The organism is Micromonospora sp. NPDC002717, assembly GCF_040295705.1.
Lineage (GTDB): Bacteria > Actinomycetota > Actinomycetes > Mycobacteriales > Micromonosporaceae > Micromonospora.
Genome location: NZ_JBEOVW010000020.1, coordinates 20655 through 41930 on the forward strand (window position 1 = coordinate 20655; position 21276 = coordinate 41930).

The window sequence follows — 21276 nt, forward strand, 5'->3', positions numbered from 1 at the left end:
GGTTACCCTAACCTAACTTCGTGTCAAAGATGTTGCCGCGTCGCATCGATTTCGCTCAGTTCGACGCTGTCGCCAACACCCGCTCCCCGGGCGCCGCCCCGGCGGGGCGCCGGAACCGGCGCTGGTGTGCCACGCCCACCGCGACGCCGAGTCCCACCAGGACGACGGCGGCCATCGCCACCGCGGGATAACCGACCTGACCGGCCGCGGCCAACGCGACGGAGGCGGCCACGAACGAGCAGACCAGCCCGAACGACGACAGCACGGTGAAGTCCGTGCCGCCCGTGCCGGGGCGGGAGTAGTCCATGTTGACCGTGTAGAGCACGACGTTGGCGACCGTGTACGCGGCCATGAAGCAGCACAGCGCGGCGACCGTCCCGCCCAGCGGGGCACGGCCGTTCATCAGCGGCAGCAACGTCGCCGTGGACGCCGCCAGCGCCACTCCCCCGGCGACGAGCACGCCGGCCCGCCCGAACCGGCCGATCCCGATCCCGGCGACAAGACCGGCCGCGACGGCCGGCACGCTGGTCACCACGCCGGTCACCACGCCGATGCGCTCCAGCGACCAGTCCGCGTCGACCAGGGCCGGCGTGACGAGGGCGTACGCCGCGCCGGCTCCGGTGTAGACCAGGGGCACCACGCCGAAGGTCCACCACCGGCAGCCGGGCTGGCCGAACACGGACAGCAGCGCCCGGTACGCCTGGCCCGTGCGGACGCGGTCGGCGCGGGCGGGCTCCCGGAACCGCCACACCACCAGCAGGCCGACGACGGTCAGCACGGCCAGCAGCAGGATCGCGGGCACCCAGCCGAACCGGTCGTAGACGATCACGCAGGCGCCGCCGCCGAGCAGGTTGCCGACGTAGCTCGCGGCTACCTGGATCCCGTTGCCGACACCCCGCGCCTGCTCCGACAGCAGCCGGACGGCGACCGCGTCGACGGCGATGTCCTGCGTCGCGGAGAGGAACACGTACGCGACGCAGATCGCGACGACCGGGCCGAGCCGCTCGGCCGGGCGGTCGAACGGCAGCAGCGCCAGCAGGGCCAGCACCAGGCCGCCCTGGAGCACCAGCAGCCAGGACCGGTAGTGGCCGCGGCGGCGGGAGCCGTACCGGTCGAGGATCGGCGCCCAGAGGAACTTGACCGGCCAGACCAGGCCGACGAACTGCAGCAGCGCCAGCGTGTCGAGGGAGGTGCCGCCGTCGCGCAGGATGGCGGTCAGCCCGACGGTGATGAAGCCGATGCCGAGGTACTGGGTGACGTAGAGCGCGGTGAGGGTGCCGAGCCGACCCTTCACCGGGCGCTCCAGTAGCCCAGCGAGGTGACCTGGTGCCTGCCGACGCCCAGCGTCCGCCGCACATGCCTGGTGATGCCGCGCGTGCTGGCCGCCTCGCAGGCCACCCAGTAGTGCGCGCCGTCGTCGGCGGCGGGCAGCGCGGCGCAGACCGTGTCGACCAGGTGCCGCCCGTCGTCGCGGCGCGGCACCCACGTGACCTCGTGCCCCGCCCGGGCGCGCGGCGTCAGGGCCTTCTCGCCGTCGTCGGCGTACTCCAGCCAGACCGTGGCGGGGACGTCGGGGGCCGCGTCGAGCAGGCTGTTCACCGCCGGGAGCGAGGCGGCGTCGCCGACCAGGTACAGGTGCCGCGGGGCGGGATCCGGCAGGCTGAACGCGCTGCCCTGCATGGTGGCGTCGATGGTGTCGCCGGGCTTCGCGGCCGCGGCCCAGCGGGCGGCGCACCCGTCGTGGATGGCGAACTCCAGGTCGAACCGGCCCGTCGCCGGGTCCGGGTCGACGAGGGTGTACGCGCGCTGGTGCGGGCGGCCGTCGTTGTCGAACCACAGCCGGACCCACATGGTGGGGTGCACGCCGCACGCCGCCAACAGCCCGCCGCCGTCCATGTGCAGGCGGCGGTAGTTCCCGCCCACTGACTCGGCGCCGAGCACGGTCAGCCGGAAGTCACGGCCGCCCATCGCCTTCAGCACCAGGGCTTCCCAGTTCCGCTTCACGTACCCTCCAGGTAAGGTCTGCCTCAGTTAGGGGAGGGTAACCTAAGTTGATGTCCATGTGGCAGGCGGCACGGCCGTCCATCCGACCCACGCCGCGATGACCGGCGTCTATCGCGACCGGTGGGGCGTCCCGCACCTGCGAGCCGACACCGTCGACGACCTCGCCCGCCTCCAGGGGCGGGTGGCCGCCGTCGACCGGGCCTGGCAGATCGAGGTCGAGCGGTGGCGCTCGGAGGGTCGCCTCGCCGAGCACGTCGGCCCCGCGGAGCTGGGCTGGGACAGGTTCGCCCGCCGCGCCCGCCTCGACGACACCGCGCGGCGCTGCTTCGACCGGCTCGCCCCCGACACCAGGCGGTGGGTCACCGCCTATGTGGACGGGGTCAACGAGGGGCTCGCCGAGGGCGCGGCGGCGGCGCCCGAGTTCGCGGCGGTCGGCTGCGCGCCGGGCCCGTGGCGGCCGTGGTCACCGCTGGGCGTCTTCCTCGTCCAGCACGTGCTCTTCTCCACCTTCCCCAACAAGCTGTGGCACGCCCACGTCGCCGGCGCCCTCGGCCCGGCCGCGTCCGGCCTGTTCGCCGTCGAGGGGCCGGGCGGGTCGGGCAGCAACGCCTGGGCGGTGCCCGCCGACCCGGTCACCGGCCGGGCGCCGGTCGTCGCCGGCGACCCCCACCGCATCCTCGAACTGCCCGGCGTCTACCAGCAGGTGCGCCTCGCCTGCCCCGAGTTCGACGTGCTCGGCCTCGCGTTCCCCGGCGTCCCCGGCCTGCCCCACTTCGGGCACGCGGGCGAGGTGGCCTGGGCGGTCACCAACGCGATGGCCGACTACCAGGACCTCTACCGGGAACAGGTACGCCGCGACGGCGACCGGGTGCTGGTCCGCGAGGCGGACGGCTGGGCGCCGACGCACCGCCACATCGAGCGGATCGAGGTGCGCGGCGGCGAGCCGGAGTCCGTCGAGGTGATCGAGACGCCCCGGGGGCCGGTCGTCGACCTCGACCGGCACACCGGCGAGGCGATCAGCCTGCGCACCCCGAGCCGGGTCGAGGGGCGCCTCGGCTTCGACGCGCTGCTGCCGCTGCTGCGGGCGACAAGCGCCGACGACGTCGCCGACGCGCTGCGGGACTGGGTCGAGCCGGTCAACAGCGTCCTCGTCGCGGACCGGCACGGGGCGGTGGTCCACCTGGTCGCGGGGCTCGTCCCGATCCGCGACGACCGGTGCCGGCGGGAGCCGGTGCCCGGCTGGGATCCGCGGTACCGGTGGCACGGCGGCTACGCGCCACCACGCCGCACCGCCGTCGACGGGACAGCGGTCTGCGCCAACGACCGGCGCCCCGACACCGCCGACCTCGGCACCGACTTCGCCCCGCCGCACCGCGCCCGCCGCATCCGCGCCCTGCTGGCCGGCGGTGCCGGCCCGGCAGCCGTGCACATGGACACCCGGCTGGAGGCCGCGACCCTGCGCGGCGTGCTCGACCGGCTGGACCCCGACGGCCTCGGCGAGCCGGCGCGGCGCCTGCGGGACCGGCTGCTCGCCTGGGACGGGCGGATGGGGGCCGACAGCACGGACGCCGGCGCCTTCGCCGCCTGGCGCGCGGCCCTGGTCCGGCGGCTGCACGACCACCCCTGCCTGCGCCCGCTGCGCGCCCCGAGCGCGTTCGACCCGCTGTTCACGCCGTGGACCGACCCGCTGGCCCGCATCGGCCACGCCCTCGACGGGGTGGTCGCCGGGCTGCACCGCCTGGGCGGGGACGTCGCCCCGGCGGCGGCCGGTGCGCTGGCGGACGCCGCGGCGGGCGACCCGCCCGGGCCGTGGGGCCGGCGGCACGTGCTGCACCCGGTCCACCTCGGCGTGGCGCCGGCGGTCGACGCGGCCGTACGCGCGATGCGGGAACGGGTCGCGCTGGCCGGCGACACCGACTGCGTGCTGTCCACCTCCAGCGTCCCGGGCGTGTCCGACGCGTGCTGGCGCGGCCCGGTGGCCCGCTACGTGTGGGACCTGACCGACCGCGCGGACAGCCGCTGGGTCGTGCCGTTCGGCGCCTCCGGACGGCCCGGTGACCCGCACTTCGACGACCAACTCCCACTGTGGGCCGGCGGCGAGTTGGTCCCGGTGGTCACCGACTGGCGAGAACTCACCCCGGAACCAGGAGCACAGACATCGTGATCTACCAGGAGAAGATCCCCGGATTCGGCGAGCTGTCGCTCGTCGTGCTGGACCCGAAGCGCCACGCGGAACTGGTGCACGGCTGGGTGACCGAGCCGCGGGCGTCGTTCTGGGGCATGGGTTCGTACTCGGTGGACGACGTGCGGGAGATCTACGAGTTCGTCGACGGGCTCACCACCCACCACGCGTACCTGATCATGCTCGACGACACGCCGGTCGGCCTGTTCCAGACCTACCAGCCCGAGGCGGACCCGGTCGGCGAGCGCTACGCCGTCCGGCCCGGCGACGTCGGGATGCACCTGCTGCTCGCGCCCGGCAACCGCCCGCCGCGCGGCCTCACCACCGCCCTCGGCCCCGCCCTCGCCCGCTACCTGTTCGGCGACCCCACGCGGCAGCGGATCGTGGTCGAACCCGACGTACGCAACCAGCGCGCACTGGACCGGCTGGAGCGGGAGGGCTTCGCCTTCGGCGACGAGGTGGACATGCCCGACAAGCGGGCCCAGCTGGCGTTCCTGACCCGGGCCCGGTTCGAGTCGGATCACCCCGTACCGGTCTGACGGCCGGCGGGTCCGGACCGCCCCCGGCGTCAGGTCCGGACCCGCCGGCCGCCACCGACCGCCCGCAGGTCGAACGGGAGCAGCTCCGCCCGGGCCGGACGCAACCGGCCGCGGGCCACGAGTTCGACGGTGATGACGACCGCGACCGCCTCCACCGCGAGGAGCCCCACCAGCACGACCAACTGCGTGATCCCGGCCGTGAGTGGACTGGCGCCGCCCAGCAGCACGCCGACGAACGCGCCCGGCAGCGTCACCAGGCCCACCGTGCGGGTCTGGTCGAGCGCCGGCACCAGCGCCTGCCCGGCCACCGGACGGCACACGAGCAGGACGGCCTCCCGTGCCGGCAGTCCCAACGCCAGGGCGGCCTCCACCTCTCCCCCACGGGCGGTCAGTTCGTCCAGCACCCGCCGGCCCGCCAGCGACGTCGCGGTCATCGCCCCGCCGATGAGGATTCCGGCCACCGGGATGACGGCGATCCCCCGCATCGGCACGAGCCCCGCCGACAGCAGCCCCGCCACCACGGCCATGCTCCCCGCCGCGATCGGCACGCCCGCCCACCAGTCCCACCGGCCGGTGATCCGCCGGCCGGAGGTGGCCGCCGCCACCGCGCACATCAGGACGACGAAGGCCGCCGTCGCCCACAGCGACACCACGATCGCGGTGATCAGCAGCGACACGGCCGCCAACTGGATCGCGGCGCGGGCCGCGGCGACCAGCACCTGCCGGCCGTGCCCGAGCCCACCGGCCCGGACCACGACGGCCGCCACCACGGCCAGGGCGACCAGGGCGGCGGCCAACTCCGGGCCGACCACCAGCATCGTCGATGACATCCGGCAAGTCTGCCGGCGCGCGGACGGCCGCGGGACGGCGGCCTCGCACCGACCGGCGCCCGGACCTGGGCGGACGACTCCGCAGGCGGCGAAGAGCGGCCCGGACGCGGGCCGGCCCCGGGGCGGGACGCCTCGGGGCCGGTGCGACCGTTCCCGCCGGAGCCGTCAGGCCACCGGCGCCGGAGGGTCAGAAGGTCGGAGCGAGGTAGAGCAGGCGGTTCGGCGAGCCGCTGCCCGGGTTGGTGATCACGTTGGTCGTGGCCTGGCTGACCAGGTACGAGTGGACCTGGGCGGGCGTCCAGCCCGGGTTGACGCTGAGCACCCGGGCAGCCGCGCCCGCGACGTGCGGCGAGGCCATCGAGGTGCCGCTGATGGACGAGGTGGCGGTGTCGCTGGTGGACCAGGCCGACAGGACGCCCACGCCGGGGGCGAACAGGTCGGTGCAGGTGCCCCAGTTGGAGAACGAGGCCCGCGCGTCGTTGCTCTGCGAGGCGTTGACGGTGAGCGCCGTCGGGACCGAGGCCGGCGAGTAGTTGCAGGCGTTGGCGTTCGAGTTGCCGGAGGCCACGGCGTAGGTGATGCCGTCGGCGATGGAGTTCGCCACGGCGGTGTTCAGGGAGCTGTTGTAGGAGCCGCCGAGGCTCATGTTCGCCACCGCGGCCTGGCCCGCCTGGTGGTTCGACGTCACCCAGTTGATGCCGGCGATGACCTGCGCCCAGGTGCCGCTGCCCTGGCAGTTCAGCACCCGCACGGCCACCAGCCGGACGTTCTTCGCGACGCCGTAGGTGTTGCCGCCGACGGTGCCCGCGACGTGCGTGCCGTGGCCGTTGCAGTCGGCGGCCGGCAGCGCGTTGTCGATCGCGTCGTAGCCGTCGACGGCCTGGCCGGCGAAGTCGACGTGGGTGGTCCGGATGCCGGTGTCGATGATGTACGCGGTGACGCCGGTGCCGCTGCTGTTGTAGGTGTACGTGCGGCTGAGCGGCAGGGCCCGCTGGTCGATGCGGTCCAGACCCCACGGCGGGTTGGACTGGGTGGCGGTCGTCGTCACGGTGTGGTTCTGCTCGACGTAGTCGACGGCGGGGTGCGCGGCGAGGCGCTTGGCGGCCTGCTCCGACAGCCGCACCTCGAAGCCGTTGAGCGCGTCGCCGTAGACCTGCCCGACCGTCCCGCCGAAACGCGCGGCCAGCGAGCCGGCGCTGCTGCGCACCTCGGCCTGCCGGGTGCCGGCGCGACCGCCGACGCTGCTGTCCTTGAGCACCACGATGTAGCTGTCGGCCACGGCCGTCGCGCCGCCGGCGCTGCGGATCTCGCCGGTTCCGGGGGCGGCTGTCGCCGGGGCGCCGATCATGGTGGTGACCATGGCGGCGCTGGCGAACACGCCGACCGCGCCGGCGAGGATACGCCGTCGAGTGCGAGGGAGCGTCATCTCCCGGTCCTCCTACTGTCGTGGCCTTCGGATGGCTCGTGGCGCACCCGGCAGGCGGTGGACGATGAGGAAACCTTAGCCATCATATTCATCTACGTATATTTTCTTGGTGTTCACGATGTGAGGACGATGTTGAAGAACCGCACGTGAAAGACTTGCGCGAACAAGAACCAATTGAGATACGTCGACATCTACGGCCGCCCGGAGCCACGGACCGAGCGGCCACCACGGCGACGGCTACGCGGCGACGGCGGCGACACCCCGCGCCCGGCGGCGGGCGACACGGCGGGCCGACCGAGGCGCCCGGCCGCGCGGCGCCGCCCACATCGCGGACCGGCAGCATGAGTGATTCTCGTCACGGGGCAGGCGCGCCCGGCGCGGCGTCCACACTTGAGCGGCGCAGGGCGCGGAATCCCGCTGCACGGCCCGGATCCGCCTTTCCGACGCCACCGGGCCGCCGCCGACCCCCGTCGACTCAGGGCAGCCGCCTCCTCCACGGACAGTGATCGCCGGTTCTTGGCGGCTATGACCCGGGCCTCGACCTGATCGCCGGCAACTGTCGAGATTTGGAGCGCTCACTACCCTGTTGCATGATCCCCGTGCCTGGGCACACATCGACATCGATAAGGGCTTCAGATGACCGACAGTCACCCTCCGTACGGAGGGCAGCCGGATCCGAACGTCAACCCGTGGAGCGGGCCCCCGGCCCCGCAGGGTGGGTACCCGGCCCCGCAGGGCGGGTACCCCGGATACGGCCAGCCAGGGCAGCCACCGCAGTTCGGGGCCCCGGTCCCGCCGCCGCAGAAGTCGAACAAGGGCCTGATCATCGGCCTGTCCGCCGCCGCCGTGGTGGTCCTGCTCGTGCTCTGCGGCGCCGGCGTCGGGTTCGTCCTCGTCAACGACGACGACGATCCCACTCCGGTCGCGTCCGCCACCCCGAGCGGGTCCAGCGAGCCCGGCACCGACGCCACCCCCACCCCCGGGCAGTCCGAGTCGCAGGACCCCGGCAACAGCAACAACGCGGTGACCGCCCGCTACTCCAGCGACCTGGGCGACGTCTGCGAGGGCAGCCAGATCCTCAACGCGGCGCCCTACAACGGCGCGTCCGGCGCCAAGGCGTACGTCTTCTCGAACAACCCCGACCGGCTGACGTTCTGGTCGTCGAAGTCGATCGCCTCGAACAAGCCGTACTACGCCAAGAGCGCCGACTTCGAGTCGGTCTCCGTGGTCGGCTGCCTGAAGTTCGTGGAGGGCAGCGAGGGCACGCCCCGCAAGTGCCAGTACAAGGACAGCTCCGACAAGCAGGTCACCATCGACTACATCTCGTCGCGCTACGAGCTGACCTTCTACGCGGCGAAGACCGGCGAGAAGATCGGCGACGGCGGCACCGTGAGCGCCCCGGCGAACCGGTGCCCGAGCTTCATCTCGTACAACAAGAACACCATGAAGTCGTACGCGGCGCCGGACTCCGGCACCATCGAGGCGGCCCTGGACAAGTTCCTGTCCTGAGGCGGCCCGGTCGACGTCGGGGAGGGACGGTCACCGTCCCTCCCCGACGTGTTTCCCGCGTCCGCCGCACCCGTGGCGGAACAGGCCGCGTCGCCCTCGACCACGCGACCGTCGCGCAGGGTGCGCGGGCCCGACGCCGGCTCCGCCTCCCCGCCGACGAACGGGGCCGCCGCCGTCTTCCTACGGCGGCGGCCCCTGCTGACGTGGGGCGGACCTCAGCGGCGGGCCGACGACTCCTTCGCCACGGCGTCCACGTCCACCTGGTCGAAGGCGGGAGCGCCGTCGACGGCGTCGGCGGCGACGGCCGCCGAGGCGGCGTCCGGCAGGTCCAGGCTGGTGCGCAGGGTGACCGGCTTGAGCAGGGCCGCCGCGAGGACGCCGACGACGGCGATGGCCGCGGAGATCAGGAAGATGTGTCCGGTGGCGTCGCCGTACGCGGCCCGGACGATCTGCTGGACCGCGGCCGGCATGGCGTCGATGTTGAGGCTGCCGGTCCCCCCGCCGGAGGTGGCCATGCCCGCGGCGGCGAGGTCCGTGGTGATCTGCTCGGTGACCCGGCGGGCGAGGACCGCGCCGAGCACCGACACCCCGATGGTGCCGCCGAGGGAGCGGAAGAACGCCACGGTGGAGCTGGCCGCGCCGATGTCCTTGAGGGAGACGGTGTTCTGCACGGCGAGGACGAGGTTCTGCATGGTCATGCCGACCCCGACGCCCACGATGAACATGGCCGCGCCGACCAGCACCAGCGACGTCTCGTGGTCGATGGTGCCGAGCAGGGCGAAACCGGCGACAAGCACGACCGCCCCGACGAGGATGTAGGGCTTGATCTTCCCGGTCCTGGTGATCAGGCGACCGGCGACGATCGACGAGCCGAGGACGCCGGCCATCATCGGGATGGTGAGCAACCCGGCCTCCGTCGGGCTGTAGCCGCGGCCGATCTGGAAGTACTGGCCGAGGAAGACGGCGCCGCCGAACATGGCCATGCCGACCGCGAGGCTGCCGAGGATGGCCAGGGCGGTGGTGCGCTGGCGGACCAGGTCGAGCGGGACCACCGGCTCGTCAGCCCGCGCCTCCACCCAGACCGCCAGGGCGAGCAGCAGGACCGAGCCGCCCACCATCGCCGCGCTCTGCCAGGAGACCCAGGCGAACGAGTCGTCGACGAAGGAGATCCAGATGAGCAGCACGCTGACCCCGGCGGCGATCAGGCTGGCGCCCAGGTAGTCGATCTTCACGTTGTCGCGGCGGACCGTGGGCAGGCGCAGGGTGACCTGGAGGAGGATCAGCGCGAGGACGGCGACGGGGACCCCGACGAAGAAGCACCAGCGCCAGCCGAGCCAGGACGTGTCGACGATGAGCCCACCCAGCAGCGGGCCGCCGACCGTCGCCACGGCCATGACGCCGCCGAGGTAGCCGTTGTACCGGCCGCGCTCCCGCGGCGGGATCATCGCCGCGATGGCGACCTGGACGAGCGCCTGGAGGCCGCCGACGCCGATGCCCTGGAACGCACGCGCGGCGATGAGCTGGCCGGCGGTCTGGGCGAGGCCGGCGACCACCGAGCCGACCAGGAAGACGACGATGGCGACCTGCACCAGGAGCTTCTTGTTGAACAGGTCGGCGAGCTTGCCCCAGATCGGGGTGGTCGCGGTCGCGGTGAGCAGGGTGGCGGTGACCACCCACGTGTACTGGGTCTGCGACCCGTTCAGCGCGCCGATGATCTTCGGCAGCGCCGTCGAGACGACGGTGCCGCTGAGCATGGCGACGAAGAGCACCAGCAGCAGGCCGCTGAGCGCCTCCAGCGTCTGCCGATGCGTCATCGGCGTGTCGCCGGTCGTCGTGGTGGGTGCGCTCATCGCGCGGCCTCCAGGTTGTCGTGGTGTCCGAGGGCGGTCTCGACGTCGCGGGTGAACCGGCCGAGCGCCCCGCTCAGCGCCGCGATCTCGTCGGGCGTCCAGTCGGCGAGCGCCCGCTCGAGCACCCCGCCGTACCAGTCGAAGATCTCGGTCAGGGCGGCCCGGCCGTCAGGGGTGACGGCCAGGACCCTGGCTCGCATGTCGGTCGGGTCGGCGCCCCGCTCGACCAGGCCGAGCCCGACGAGCGAGGCGATCGCGCGGCTCACGGTCGACGGGTCCAGCCCGGTGCGGGCGGCGAGCTCCCGCGCGTGGCAGCCGGCGGGAAGCCGGTCGATCTGCATGAGCATGCCGACCAGGCCGAGCGGCACGAGCGGCCGCACGTCGGCCCGGCGCCGCCGGATCAGCCGTACGGTCCGGACCAGTTCGTGCAGCCTGGTGCCGAGTTGACGAGCGGTGCCGTCCACCGTTTCCCCCACATCGCAGATGGTTGCCGCATACAAGCATCTGCCGATCTTGCCCAATGGGCAAGTTTGCGCAGTGAGAAACGAGTCACGTCGGCACTAGGCTGACGGCATGGACGAGGCCACCGGGCTACGGGAGCGCAAGAAGGCGGCAACCCGCCTCGCCCTGCACGAGGCGGCTCTGCGCCTGGCCTCCGAGCACGGGCTCGACCGCGTCACCGTCGAGGCGATCGCCGATGCCGCGAACGTGTCCCGCCGGACGTTCTCCAACTACTTCTCCAGCAAGGAGGAGGCGATCTTCCACGGCGACGCCGTGCGACTTCGCCGACTGCTGGAGCTGGTCCGCCAGCAACCACCCGACGCGCCGCCCTGGCGCGCGCTGAGCCGGGCCGCCGAACAGCTCGCCGAGGAGGTGTACGGCAGCACGCCCCCCTCGTGGCTGGTCCGCCGCCGCCAACTGCGGGGACACCCGGGACTCGTCGCCCAGCAGATCGCGGCGTACACCACCATCGAGCGCGAACTCGCCGACGAGTTCGTCCACCGGCTGGCCGGCCCCGACCCGGAGCTGCGGGCCCGGGTCCTGGCGGCGACCTTCCTGGCCACCCTGCGCGTCGCCGTCCAGCACTGGATCGAGCACCCCGACGGGCCGCTGCGCGACACCCTCCGGGCCGCGCTCGCGGAGGCGGCCTCCGCACCGGCCGTCGAGGCTGCCGCTCCCCCACCTGGCACCACCTGAGCCAGCAGCGGCCACCCACGCCGCGACCGCCGCCGCGGTCGGCAGCGGACGGTGCGCACGCATCCGTGGATCTCGCCGCGCCACCGCTGCCCGGTCCCGCGCTCCCGCCGGGCGGTGCCGGCCCGGCGGGAGCCCCGCGTCAGGGCAGGTCGGGCGCGCCCAGGAAGGACCAGGTATTCCCGTCGGCGGACCACCACGTGCCCGGGGTGTGCGGCCAGCCGCGCTGCGCGTATCCGCCCGGTACCGGTACGGCCGCCGCGCCGGGCGCGGGCTCCATCGGGGACAGGTGCTGCCCCCCGTCGCCGCTGCTGAACATCAGCGGCCGGTCGTCGGCGACGAGACCGGCCTGGATGACCAGCGTTCCGTCGGACCGGACGGAGGCGCGAAGCTGCCGGTCACCCACGGCCGCGCTGCCGGCGGTGCGTTGCCAGGTCCGGCCACCGTCACCACTGCGATGGACGACCAGCGTGCCGTCGATGCTGCCGACGGCGTAGACGGTGCGGCCGTCCCACGTGGCCACGTCGAGCGCGACGTCGTGGCCGGCGGTGAGCGGCCCGGCGAAGACGTGTCGCTGCCAGGTACGGCCTCCGTCGCGGCTCACCGTGATCGCGCTGCCCCGGCCGACGAGCCGGCCGTCTATCGTGTCCACGGCCGTGTAGCCGCTGCCCCAGATGCCCGCCTCGGGCGGCACGTCTTCCGCGAGCGCGGGCAACTCCAGCCCCGTGGTCTGCGCCACCTGCACGACGTCACCCGTGGCCGGGTCCGCCGCCACGATCCGGTCGGCGCGCGGGCCGATCATGTGGTTGAGCACGCGCCATCCGTCGGGCACCTGGACGGCCGTGTCCGCCGTCACCTCCCGCCACCGTTCCCCGCCGTCGACGCTCGCGAGCCAGCCCTGCCGGTCTCCGGCCCCGACGGCGACCTGGTACGACGCGATCAGCGTGCGCTGCCCGGCCGCGGCGAGGGCGACCAGCGCGTTGCCGGACAGTGGAAGCTCGCGGCTGCGCCAGGTCGCCCCACGGTCGGCGGTGCCCGACACCATCAGCACGCAGTCGTCCTCCCGGCAGTTCTTCCAGCGGAAGTAGAAGTGGTCGAGGTCTCCCGCGACCACCGGGCCCGGACGAGGAGTCCGGGCCTCACCGGGGACAGGGCTGGTGGAAGGCGCTGGCGTCGGGATGAAGCCGGGCGTCGTGGTCCCGCCGAGGCCGGGAACGGACACCTGGGGGTCCGCGCGGTGCAGACCGGCGGAGGCGACGCCGGCGACAGCGACCAGCGCGAGTGTGGTCAGCGAGGCCGCAGCCACGCGGGTGTGCCGTCGACGGCGTGCCGCCCGGCGCCGTACCTCGGTGAAGTCCGGTCTGAAGGCCGCCTGGGCGGCCCGGTCGAGCCCGGCAAAGTCCAGGTCAGGCATGGAGAGAACCTCTCTCGTTCACGATCGCTGGTCGAACGGTGGTGATGTCGGCGGTGTCGTCGAGGCCGACGGCGAGGGCACGACGGGCCCGGACAAGGCGGGTCTTGACCGCCTCCACGGAGCAGCCCAAGGTCTCCGCCACGTCGGCCACCGTCATGTCCGCGATGTGGTACAGCACGACGGCTTCACGGGCCGGGCGCGGCAGCCGCTGGAGTGCGGTGACGAGGGCGACGTGGTCGGGCGACATGCCCGCGGCCCCCCGCTGTCCACCGTCGAGTTGGCCGGAGCGCGCCAGCCGGGCGAAGACCATTCGGCGTCGGTGCCGGCTCCGGGCGATGTTGAGGGCCACCGTACGCAGCCACGCCTCCGGATGCTCCACCTGGCCGAACCGACCCGGCCGGGCCAGCGCCCGCACGAAGGCGTCCTGTACTACGTCCTGAGCCTCCGCGTAGTCACCGGTGATCGCGAACAACTGCGACACCAGACGCGACGCCGCGGCGGCGTACAACTCCCGGATCTGCTCCTGGATGTCCGACACATCGTCTCCTCCTGCTCAACCTCTGCATCCCTTGAGACCAACCAGCAGCCGCCCCGGTGACACCTCCGCTCGGCGAATCGCCGCTCGCTCGCGCCGGCGAAGCGTCGCGGGGCGGCGACGGGTCACCGTCCAGGAGTCTGGATCACGGAAGTCGGGGCAGTGGCCCTGCCCACCGCGCCGGCGGCGGTGCTGATGCTCTCCGGCCGTGTCCGATGGGGCAGGAGGATCGCCGGTGCCGCCAACCATTCGCGCGGCACCGACGCGGTGGGACGACCCCAGGCGTGACGGCGCCGGATCCGCCGCAGTACGGCATGATGCCGCTCCTGGCGCCGACCTGACGTCAGCGCCAACAGGCGGATCGGGGAAACTGTTGCCGCACGGCAGTCGGAGGACAGCGCCCCCGACCCTGAATACGCTGAAGATTCCCGACGACCGATTCAGCCACGCCGCACACGCGAACCACACAGGCATATCCGTGAACTCGGCTCCGACCCAACGGTGATCAATTTCTCTGCGAATCCGATGCCCGGACAGGCCACTCGCGACGTGGGATTTTCTGCGGGCCCAATTCTCGTTTCCGCACCTTCGTAACGCGCCCCGCCGAACGCCCACGGGAAACGCGCCCGGCAGCACGTACCAACGCGAGCCGGCGCCGCACCGGCCGAGTTCGCCGTCGGCCCGACGGGCCGAGCGAGGAACCCACCAGCACGTCGAGGCCGATCCCGCAGCCACCCGACCAGTGGCAACTACCAGGGTATTCACGGCTCCCGGCACACCGACCTGCCCCGCCGCGCCTCCACCCGCCCCCGGCCCACGGCCCACCTCACCAGCGGTCAGACACTCTCCACGATTGCTGAACCAAGCGCTGAATCATTGACGTATCCGCTTGCGCAACACGATTATCTGACGCAGTCGCGTCGTCGGCGAACCGTCGCCCCGAAAGGACGACAGATGAAGCCAGAGGACTTCCGCGACCTGATGCGTAAACCCTCCCGAGGTTGCCATTCTCGCCCCGGCGGATCGCGCTGGTCGGCCACGGACAACGACCTGCTCGCCAGTGGAAACGCGTGCCTGCCGCCGCCACTTCTCGGCGTCGCGCGAACGGCCGACGCGACGTCCGGTGCCGCGCCGAGTCGCGCCAATTCCTCGCTCGACCTGCCGCACGGCGGCGCGACGCGCGCGTCCGCGTTCTGGCAGCACCAGTTCTCGCGCGTACGGCCGCGAACCTCCCCGTCCGGCGGCCGTCCTGGCCGACCGACGGCGCGCGCGCCACCGCGGACCTCGATGTGGTGCCCCACCCTCCCGGCCGGCGATCACCTCGTGGTCATCGGCGAACTGCGCGGCTCCCCGCCGGTGCCGGCGTCGGCCACCGCGGTACGGCATGCGTCAGTTCTTCCTGCCCACACCAAAAAGCCTGCGACCGCCGAGGTGATGATGCCGTCGAATCTCGCCCTGTCCCTGCACTTCTTCCTCCAACTCGCGGTGGTGCTGTTCACCTGCTGGTCGGTCGGACTCCTCCTCCGCCGACTGGGCCAGCCACAGGTCGTCGCCGACATGGTCGCGGGCTTCCTGCTGGGGCCGACGCTGCTCGGTCTCCTGCTGCCCGCCCTGCAGGGCTGGCTGTTCCCGACCACGCTGCATCTGGACGCCGGCGACGCCGGTAGCCGCATCGCCCACCCATCGCTGATCGTGCTCTACGTGGCCGGCCAGCTCGGCCTGGTCCTCTACATGTTCGTCGTCGGGATGTCGTTCCGCACCGACGTGCTCACGGGACACCTCCGTTCGGCGCTCGGGTCGTCCGTCGCCGGCGTCATCGCACCGATCGCCACCGGCGCGGTGCTGGGCTGGGTGCTGGCCAGCAACCGGACGTTCTTCGACGAGAAGGTGGCCGCATGGCAGGCGGCCCTCTTCGTCGGCACGGCAATGGCGATCACCGCCTTTCCGATGCTGGCGCGCATCATCCACGAGAACAATCTCGGCGGCAGCCCCACCGGGACGGTGGCCCTGGCGTGCGCCGCCGTCGACGACACCGTCGCCTGGGTCCTGCTGGCCGTGGTGGTCTCCTCGGCCCAGGGCGACGCGTCGGTCGCGCTGCTCGCCCTCGGCGGCGGCCTGCTCTACGTCCTCGTGGTCCTGACCGTGGGTCGCACCCTGTCCGTCAGGCTCGCCCGTTGGGCCATGGACGACGACGGGCTGCGTCCCGCCGGGCTCATCACGACGATGATCATTCTGCTGCTCTGTGCCGCGTACACCGAGGCGGTCGGGATCTACGCGGTGGTGGGGGCCTTCCTGTTCGGCGTCGCCATACCCCGTGGCCGCTTCACCGAGGCCCTGCGGGTGTGCATCGAGCCGGTCACGGTCCGGCTGCTGCTGCCGACGTTCTTCGTCTACTCCGGCCTGGCCACGCAGTTCAGCGTGTTGACGGATCCCGGTGTGCTGCTGGTCCTGGTGATCGTGGTCGTGGTGGCCTTCCTGAGCAAGGGCGTGGCGTGCACCATCGGTGCCCGCACGGCCGGTCTACCGTGGGGCGCCGCGGCCTCGGTCGGCGCCCTGATGAACGCGCGCGGACTGATGGAACTCGTCCTGCTGAACATCGGCCTGGAAAAGGGACTGGTGACGCCGGCGCTGTACACCGTCCTGGCCCTGATGACCGTCATCACCACGCTGGCGGCCACACCGCTGTACTACTTCATCCAACGTCGGTCGGGATCACCGGCCCCACCGGTCTCCGACGGCGACGTCGTGGCGGAGACGGAAGTCGATCACGCGACCGGGGCACCACGGGAGCCGTCCGCTCAACCTCGTTGAGCCGGCTCAGGACGCGCACGCTGGGCGAGATCCTGCCCGCGCTCGGAGTGTCGGCGCGCCAACCAGAGGCGGTGGGCGAACAGCATCCCGTAGCCGGCGAGAACCGCGCCGAGCACGGCCAGCGCACCACCGTCCGCGGAACGGCGCGCCGCATCCAGGATCACGCCCAGCATCGCCGCCGCGACGATCAGGGACACGTGGTTCGAGGCCCAGAACACCACCGGTGTCATGCGCCGGGGGTCGAGGTCGCGCATCGCGCCGCCGCGGAGCTGCCCGACGAGCCAGGCCGACAGCGGCGCGGTGGCGGCCATCGCCGCCCAGACCAGCCACGGCACCCAGCCGAGCAACGCGAAGACGGTGAGCGTCGCGTACCCGACCAACTGCGCCCCGACGATCACCCGCACCGCCGGCCGGTAACCGATGATGACGGGCAGCGTGCGCTTGCCGACCATCGCGTCCGATCGGCGGTCGCCCAGGTTCATCACCATCATCCGGGCGACCTGCAGCACCGCGGTGGGCGCCAGCACGGCCAACAGCACCATCGGTACGGTGCCGGCCTGGAGCACCACCGCGACGGCCGGCCACAGGCCGTTGAGTATCGCGGCGACCGTCATCTCCCCCGCGCCCCGGTAGTTCAGCCGCAACGGTGGCGCCGTGTAGAACCAGGCCAGCACCACGGCCGCGGCGGCGAGCACGCGCGCCTGCCAGGACGGCATGACAGCCACCATCAACGCCGACACGCCGAACAGGACGACTCCGGCGCGGAACGACACCACGGGTGCGACCACCCCGTCGACGAGGGCCCGGCTGCCGCCCGTCCACGGCGTGAAGTAGACGTTCGCCCGGTCGGCCGCCAGGTCGAAATACTCGTTGCAGTAGTGCGTCATGACGTGGACCGTCCACGCGAACAGTTGCGCGACGGCGTACCACGTGAGATCTAGCGGATAGCCCTGGTGTACCGACACCGCCACGGCGAGACCCACCGGCAGGAGGTTGTACAGCAGGAAGCGGAGTCGGGCCAGTCGGACGAGACCCCGCCACGGAGTGTCGCCCCGCCCGGCCACCGGCCCGGCGTCAGGCCGGCGAGGTCCTGCCATCGACTGAGGTTCCGACAACGCGTCCATCGTGTAGCGCCTCCCCGTGCTCAGACCGCGACCACAACCTTCGTCCCCGCCAACGACAATCGCCACGATCTGTCGGGTAAGCGTCCATTGCCACTGCGGCACGACGTGCGATCGTCCCAACCCCGACGGCGGCCCTGGCCCTCACGATCGTCACAGGCCGCAAACCGTTGGCTTGAGGGCGAAGACCTCAGCCAAAAATGCCCTACGTGGCCAATGACGAGAAGCTGCCTCTCGCCGACACGCTGGCGCTCGGGAAGTTGGCCTACCTCCGCCAGCGCTCACTGAGCAACCCGCGCTACCGAAACGCCAACTACGTCCGGCTCCACGTGACACCGGGCTATCTCCGCTGGAACCGGCCCTCGGTCTTTGATCCGCACCTGGAGTCCGTGCAGCGTAGCCTCGCCATCTTCGAGCGACTCGCCAAGCGCCGCGACCCGGAGGCCACCCGGGCCTGGCAGGCAGTCCTCGCCGCCGTGGACCTCCTGCTGGCCGAGGGGCAGCATCGGGCTGGGCATCGCATCCGACCAAGACGAATCTGACCGGTCGCTGTCGTTGGCCTGGTGCGGCCCGGCAACCCGTCGACCTCGTCGTAGATCATCGCCACCGTCTCCGCCTCCACGACATCCGGTGGCACGACTGGGCGGATTGTCAGCGCCCTGGGTCACCGATCCAGGTTGCGCCGGGCCGCGGCGTTGTGGCAGCAGGGGTGGCCGGCGGGCTGGGCTGGGACGGACGCAGGACCCACATGGCGATGCCGCTTGCTATGGTGCTGAACAGCGCGACCGTGGCCACCAGCACGTCGGCCAAAAGCGCCGTCCGCCAACTCAGCGCCTGCGCCAGCATGCCGCTCACGACGGGTCCGAGCAGGAGAGCGGCGCCGAGCGCGAGGCCGAGCGCCAGCCGGGCCCGGGAGCGCCCGCGGACCAGTTGACTGGCGAGGGCAAGGGCGGCGCCGGCCGCGGTTCCGGCACCCAGCCCGACGATCACCCGCCCGACCGCGAACAGTGCCGCCCCCGGCGTGAACGCGCTCACGACGCTACCGATGATCAGGAGCGCCAGCGCAGGCAACGCGATTGCGGTGGGCCACCGCCGGCCGAGCAGATAGCCGGGCGCGACCAGGGCCACCGTTGCCACCACGTACTGTGCGACCACGGTCATCGTCATGCCCGCCGTGGACAGTCCGAGGTCGCGCGTAATGGCGCTGACCAGCGGTCCGACGGGCGCGATGAGGAGTCCGGCGGCGAGGAACGCACTAAGCGCTGGGCCCGCAAGCGACCAGGGCGGGCGAACCATCGATGGTCGAGACTGGGCGGGGTATCCGGGCGGGATCACGCGGTGAGTGTATGGACCTGACCCTCGGTCGCCAATACCTCGCCCGAAAGCCGGCGGGTCCGTTGGCGAGGCGGTAGCTGTGGACAGCCACTGGGCCGCATTGCAGTAACGAGATCCGTGAACCAAAGCCCCATGATGATGCCGCCGGCTCGGGCTACCAGCCCGATGGCAACCCTCTCGGCTCGTATCGCATCGCCACTGCCCCCGAGCCGAACTCCAGCCGGCTCACGAGCTTCAAGTCGACATGTCTTGACAGCCCCGCTGCCGGATGGCCGCCCTCATCGCCGCCACCGCACCCCGAATCCCCACCGACGCAATGCCCACCCAAGCACGGCACGACGCTACCCGCGGCGTGAACGGGGGCAGTGGCGAGGCAACCGCCAACACGATCGTCGTGACCATCTAGTCGGCCGCCGGATGCAGGTTCCTCAAACCTGCATCCGGGCGGCCAGGCCCGACTCGCGCAGGCGACGGCGCTGCCCGTCGGCCACGATGACCTCCACGACGATCAGAATGAAGGAGACAGCCGCCAGCAGGCCCAGCGCACCGATGGCCGATATCCGCCGTGCGACAGGGACGAACGCGGCCAGCACCAGAACGGCAGCCACCCGGGTCCAGATGATTGTCCTGATCGTGTGGGCCATCCGCAGCTGGTAGGCGACGTTGGCCAGGAGGAAGAGGGCCATCCCCCCGTAGAGGCCGAAGAGACCGATGGCGGAGAGCCGTTCGTCGGGGTGATGTCCATCGATGTGGCCGACGTTCTTGACGAGCTCGCGTATCCCGAGGGCTGGCAGGAGGATGCCGGCGACCATGGGGAGGTGCAGGTAGCTGTAGGCGTCCCGGGCGAGGGCGAATCTGGTCTTCGGGTCGGCCCGCTCGAGCACCTGCTCACCGACGAGCGCCACCACGTCGAAGTAGGTCCAGAGCACCGCCCCGGTGACGGTCATGGCCAGCATGACGGCGAACAGGAGCTGCCAACTGAGCGACACGTTGGAGCTGGATGTTCCGATCGAGATGATGTTCTCGCCCACGGCCACGATCAGGATCAACCCGTACCGCTCGCACCAGTGCCGGGCGGAGAAGATGCCGATCTCCCAGACGGGCAACGTGAAGCTACCCACGTAGTCCACGAGCACGGCCAGCAGCCAGAGGAGGGTCACGGCGATGGCGACCTGTCGCTGGTCGGTGAGGAGTCGGTGCGGCACGAGCGCGGCGTAGACGAGCAGGGCGGTGCTGGCGACCATCGGCACCGCGGGCACCAGGATGTGCCGGGCCACGTGCCGGGCCGAGACGGCGTACGCGTACAGCGCCAGGTGCAGCGACCGCACGAGGAAATAGCAGATGGGGAAGACGAGCGGGCCGTACAGCCCGCCGGGCCGGTCGGTGAACGCGACGAGGGTCGACAGCGCCATCACGAAAGTGATCCCGGTGACCACGAACAACCCGAACCGCATCACCCCGAAACTGGCCTGCAGGTTGTTGGTCAGCCACGCGAAGGCGCCCCAGGACCACCACAGCAGGGCCAGCACGAGCATTCCGCGAAGCACGCCCTGAGGGGTGTAGTCGCTCCGGATCAGCGCGACGAGCTGGACGAAGGCGAACACGAAGACCAAGTCGAAGAAGAGCTCCTCGGTGGCCGTGCGGGTGCCTTCGCGTACCCGCCGCCTGCCGAGCAGGCTGACGACGGCGTCGCGCAGGTGCGCGCGTACGGGCTTGCGCCCTGGGGTCTTCCCCCTGTCACCTCCTGCCGTCGGTCCTTCCTTCGTCACGGCGCCAGTCTGACAGTACGCCTGGCTCGGAATGGCCTGTTTCGTGCCGGTCGGCCGGATTCTATGCGGGTCGGCGGGGCGGCGCCGACGGAACGGGCTGGAGCTGCGGTGCCGCCGACCGCCCAGGCGCGGGGTGCGGCCCGCGGGCCGCTGCGGGCTTCTACTTGCAGCTTCCCCGTCGGCATGCTCCTGACCCGCAAGCTCGTCGCCGCCGACAACCCCCGTGACGCGATCCTCGCCTCCAGACGCGGCACCTGGCTGTCGCCCAACAACGTCCGCCGTCAGTGGCGCCAGGCCGGCGCCGACATCGATCTCGACTGGGTCACCCACACCTTCCGCAAGACCGTCGCCACCCTCATCAAGGAGAGACGGACACCGAAGGCGCCGCAAGATCCCCAACCACCCTCCGGAACCGTTGACAACTCCATTCTGGAGTCGTCTGGCCTCGCCGGGGGCGGCTAGGGCTGCAATACTGCTGCGATGTTGAAGTGGATCGGGCGGGCCGCGTCTCTGCTTGTGGCGCTCGCGTTGGCAGTTGTCGGTGTGCTGTTCGTCTACGGCGCTTGGAGCGCTTGGGATGGCCTGCCGCCGGATGGGCCGTCTCTCGGCGATTCTTCTCGGATCTATGAGACTGTCATCGCCTTGTTCGGACTGAGTCTCTTGGCCGGCGGCACCTGGCTCGTTGTCCGAGTCGCCCGCGGAGTGCGTCAGCGCACAACGTGACCCGAACCCCCCGCTTCTGCTGCCATCCTCACTG

At 72.0% G+C, this 21276-nt stretch carries 18 protein-coding genes; 7 read left to right on the forward strand and 11 right to left on the reverse strand.

From position 1 onward, the window contains the following. Window positions 1-55 precede the first annotated feature (55 nt). Complete coding sequence (locus ABT006_RS25215) at window positions 56-1294, reverse strand: MFS transporter (protein WP_350710218.1); 1239 nt, start codon at window positions 1292-1294, stop codon at window positions 56-58. After that, a complete protein-coding gene (locus ABT006_RS25220; protein ID WP_350710220.1) occupies window positions 1291-2004 on the reverse strand; it encodes a siderophore-interacting protein in 714 nt (237 codons plus the stop codon). Before ABT006_RS25220 ends, ABT006_RS25215 begins: the two co-directional genes overlap by 4 nt. Window positions 2005-2101: 97 nt before the next feature. Here ABT006_RS25220 and ABT006_RS25225 point away from each other — a divergent pair, with 97 nt between their 5' ends. Both ABT006_RS25225 and ABT006_RS25230 read left to right on the forward strand, forming a co-directional pair. Further along, the gene (locus tag ABT006_RS25225; protein WP_350710221.1) at window positions 2102-4168 is read left to right on the forward strand and encodes a penicillin acylase family protein; all 2067 of its coding nucleotides are present in this window, start codon (window positions 2102-2104) and stop codon (window positions 4166-4168) included. Beyond that, window positions 4165-4725, forward strand: a complete 561-nt coding sequence (locus ABT006_RS25230; protein ID WP_350710223.1) for a GNAT family N-acetyltransferase — start codon at window positions 4165-4167, stop codon at window positions 4723-4725. The genes ABT006_RS25225 and ABT006_RS25230 overlap by 4 nt, the downstream gene beginning before the upstream one ends. Window positions 4726-4754: 29 nt before the next feature. Here ABT006_RS25230 and ABT006_RS25235 read toward each other — a convergent pair whose 3' ends face one another. Together ABT006_RS25235 and ABT006_RS25240 are read right to left on the reverse strand one after the other, a co-directional pair. Beyond that, on the reverse strand, window positions 4755-5555 hold the full coding sequence (locus ABT006_RS25235) for an ABC transporter permease (protein ID WP_350710225.1): 801 nt from the start codon (window positions 5553-5555) through the stop codon (window positions 4755-4757). A gap of 187 nt (window positions 5556-5742) precedes the next feature. Next, window positions 5743-6981, reverse strand: coding sequence for a S8 family peptidase (locus ABT006_RS25240; protein WP_350710227.1), 1239 nt, complete (start codon window positions 6979-6981; stop codon window positions 5743-5745). A 636-nt stretch (window positions 6982-7617) separates the two neighbouring features. Between ABT006_RS25240 and ABT006_RS25245 the strand changes: the two genes are divergently transcribed. Next, a complete protein-coding gene (locus tag ABT006_RS25245) occupies window positions 7618-8490 on the forward strand; it encodes a hypothetical protein (RefSeq protein WP_350710228.1) in 873 nt (290 codons plus the stop codon). 215 nt (window positions 8491-8705) lie between these two features. Here ABT006_RS25245 and ABT006_RS25250 read toward each other — a convergent pair whose 3' ends face one another. Further along, window positions 8706-10340 carry an MDR family MFS transporter gene (locus tag ABT006_RS25250; protein ID WP_350710230.1) on the reverse strand — a complete coding sequence of 545 codons (1635 nt, stop codon included), beginning with the start codon at window positions 10338-10340 and terminating at the stop codon, window positions 8706-8708. Further along, complete coding sequence (locus tag ABT006_RS25255) at window positions 10337-10816, reverse strand: MarR family winged helix-turn-helix transcriptional regulator (RefSeq protein ID WP_350710232.1); 480 nt, start codon at window positions 10814-10816, stop codon at window positions 10337-10339. The genes ABT006_RS25250 and ABT006_RS25255 overlap by 4 nt, the downstream gene beginning before the upstream one ends. Window positions 10817-10913: 97 nt before the next feature. Here ABT006_RS25255 and ABT006_RS25260 point away from each other — a divergent pair, with 97 nt between their 5' ends. Further along, window positions 10914-11537 carry a TetR/AcrR family transcriptional regulator gene (locus ABT006_RS25260; RefSeq protein ID WP_350710234.1) on the forward strand — a complete coding sequence of 208 codons (624 nt, stop codon included), beginning with the start codon at window positions 10914-10916 and terminating at the stop codon, window positions 11535-11537. Window positions 11538-11676: 139 nt separating this feature from the next. Here ABT006_RS25260 and ABT006_RS25265 read toward each other — a convergent pair whose 3' ends face one another. Continuing rightward, a complete protein-coding gene (locus tag ABT006_RS25265; protein ID WP_350710236.1) occupies window positions 11677-12948 on the reverse strand; it encodes a WD40/YVTN/BNR-like repeat-containing protein in 1272 nt (423 codons plus the stop codon). Next, the gene (locus tag ABT006_RS25270) at window positions 12941-13486 is read right to left on the reverse strand and encodes an RNA polymerase sigma factor (protein ID WP_350710238.1); all 546 of its coding nucleotides are present in this window, start codon (window positions 13484-13486) and stop codon (window positions 12941-12943) included. Before ABT006_RS25270 ends, ABT006_RS25265 begins: the two co-directional genes overlap by 8 nt. Window positions 13487-14920: 1434 nt before the next feature. Here ABT006_RS25270 and ABT006_RS25275 point away from each other — a divergent pair. Next, window positions 14921-16294, forward strand: coding sequence for a cation:proton antiporter (locus ABT006_RS25275; RefSeq protein WP_350710240.1), 1374 nt, complete (start codon window positions 14921-14923; stop codon window positions 16292-16294). Here the strand turns inward: ABT006_RS25275 and ABT006_RS25280 are convergent. Further along, window positions 16282-17391, reverse strand: a complete 1110-nt coding sequence (locus ABT006_RS25280; RefSeq protein WP_350710242.1) for a prenyltransferase — start codon at window positions 17389-17391, stop codon at window positions 16282-16284. The genes ABT006_RS25275 and ABT006_RS25280 overlap by 13 nt on opposite strands. 233 nt (window positions 17392-17624) lie before the next feature. On the opposite strand from ABT006_RS25280, the gene ABT006_RS25285 reads away from it, so the two are divergent. Continuing rightward, window positions 17625-17957, forward strand: a complete 333-nt coding sequence (locus ABT006_RS25285) for a hypothetical protein (RefSeq protein ID WP_350710243.1) — start codon at window positions 17625-17627, stop codon at window positions 17955-17957. A 109-nt stretch (window positions 17958-18066) separates the two neighbouring features. On the opposite strand, the gene ABT006_RS25290 is transcribed toward ABT006_RS25285, so the two are convergent. Together ABT006_RS25290 and ABT006_RS25295 are read right to left on the reverse strand one after the other, a co-directional pair. Then, window positions 18067-18750: an MFS transporter gene (locus ABT006_RS25290; RefSeq protein WP_350710245.1), complete on the reverse strand. Its 684-nt coding sequence runs from the start codon at window positions 18748-18750 to the stop codon at window positions 18067-18069. A gap of 428 nt (window positions 18751-19178) precedes the next feature. Then, window positions 19179-20519, reverse strand: coding sequence for a low temperature requirement protein A (locus ABT006_RS25295; protein ID WP_350710246.1), 1341 nt, complete (start codon window positions 20517-20519; stop codon window positions 19179-19181). Window positions 20520-20702: 183 nt separating this feature from the next. Between ABT006_RS25295 and ABT006_RS25300 the strand changes: the two genes are divergently transcribed. Then, on the forward strand, window positions 20703-20981 hold the full coding sequence (locus ABT006_RS25300) for a site-specific integrase (RefSeq protein ID WP_350710248.1): 279 nt from the start codon (window positions 20703-20705) through the stop codon (window positions 20979-20981). Window positions 20982-21276: the final 295 nt, after the last annotated feature.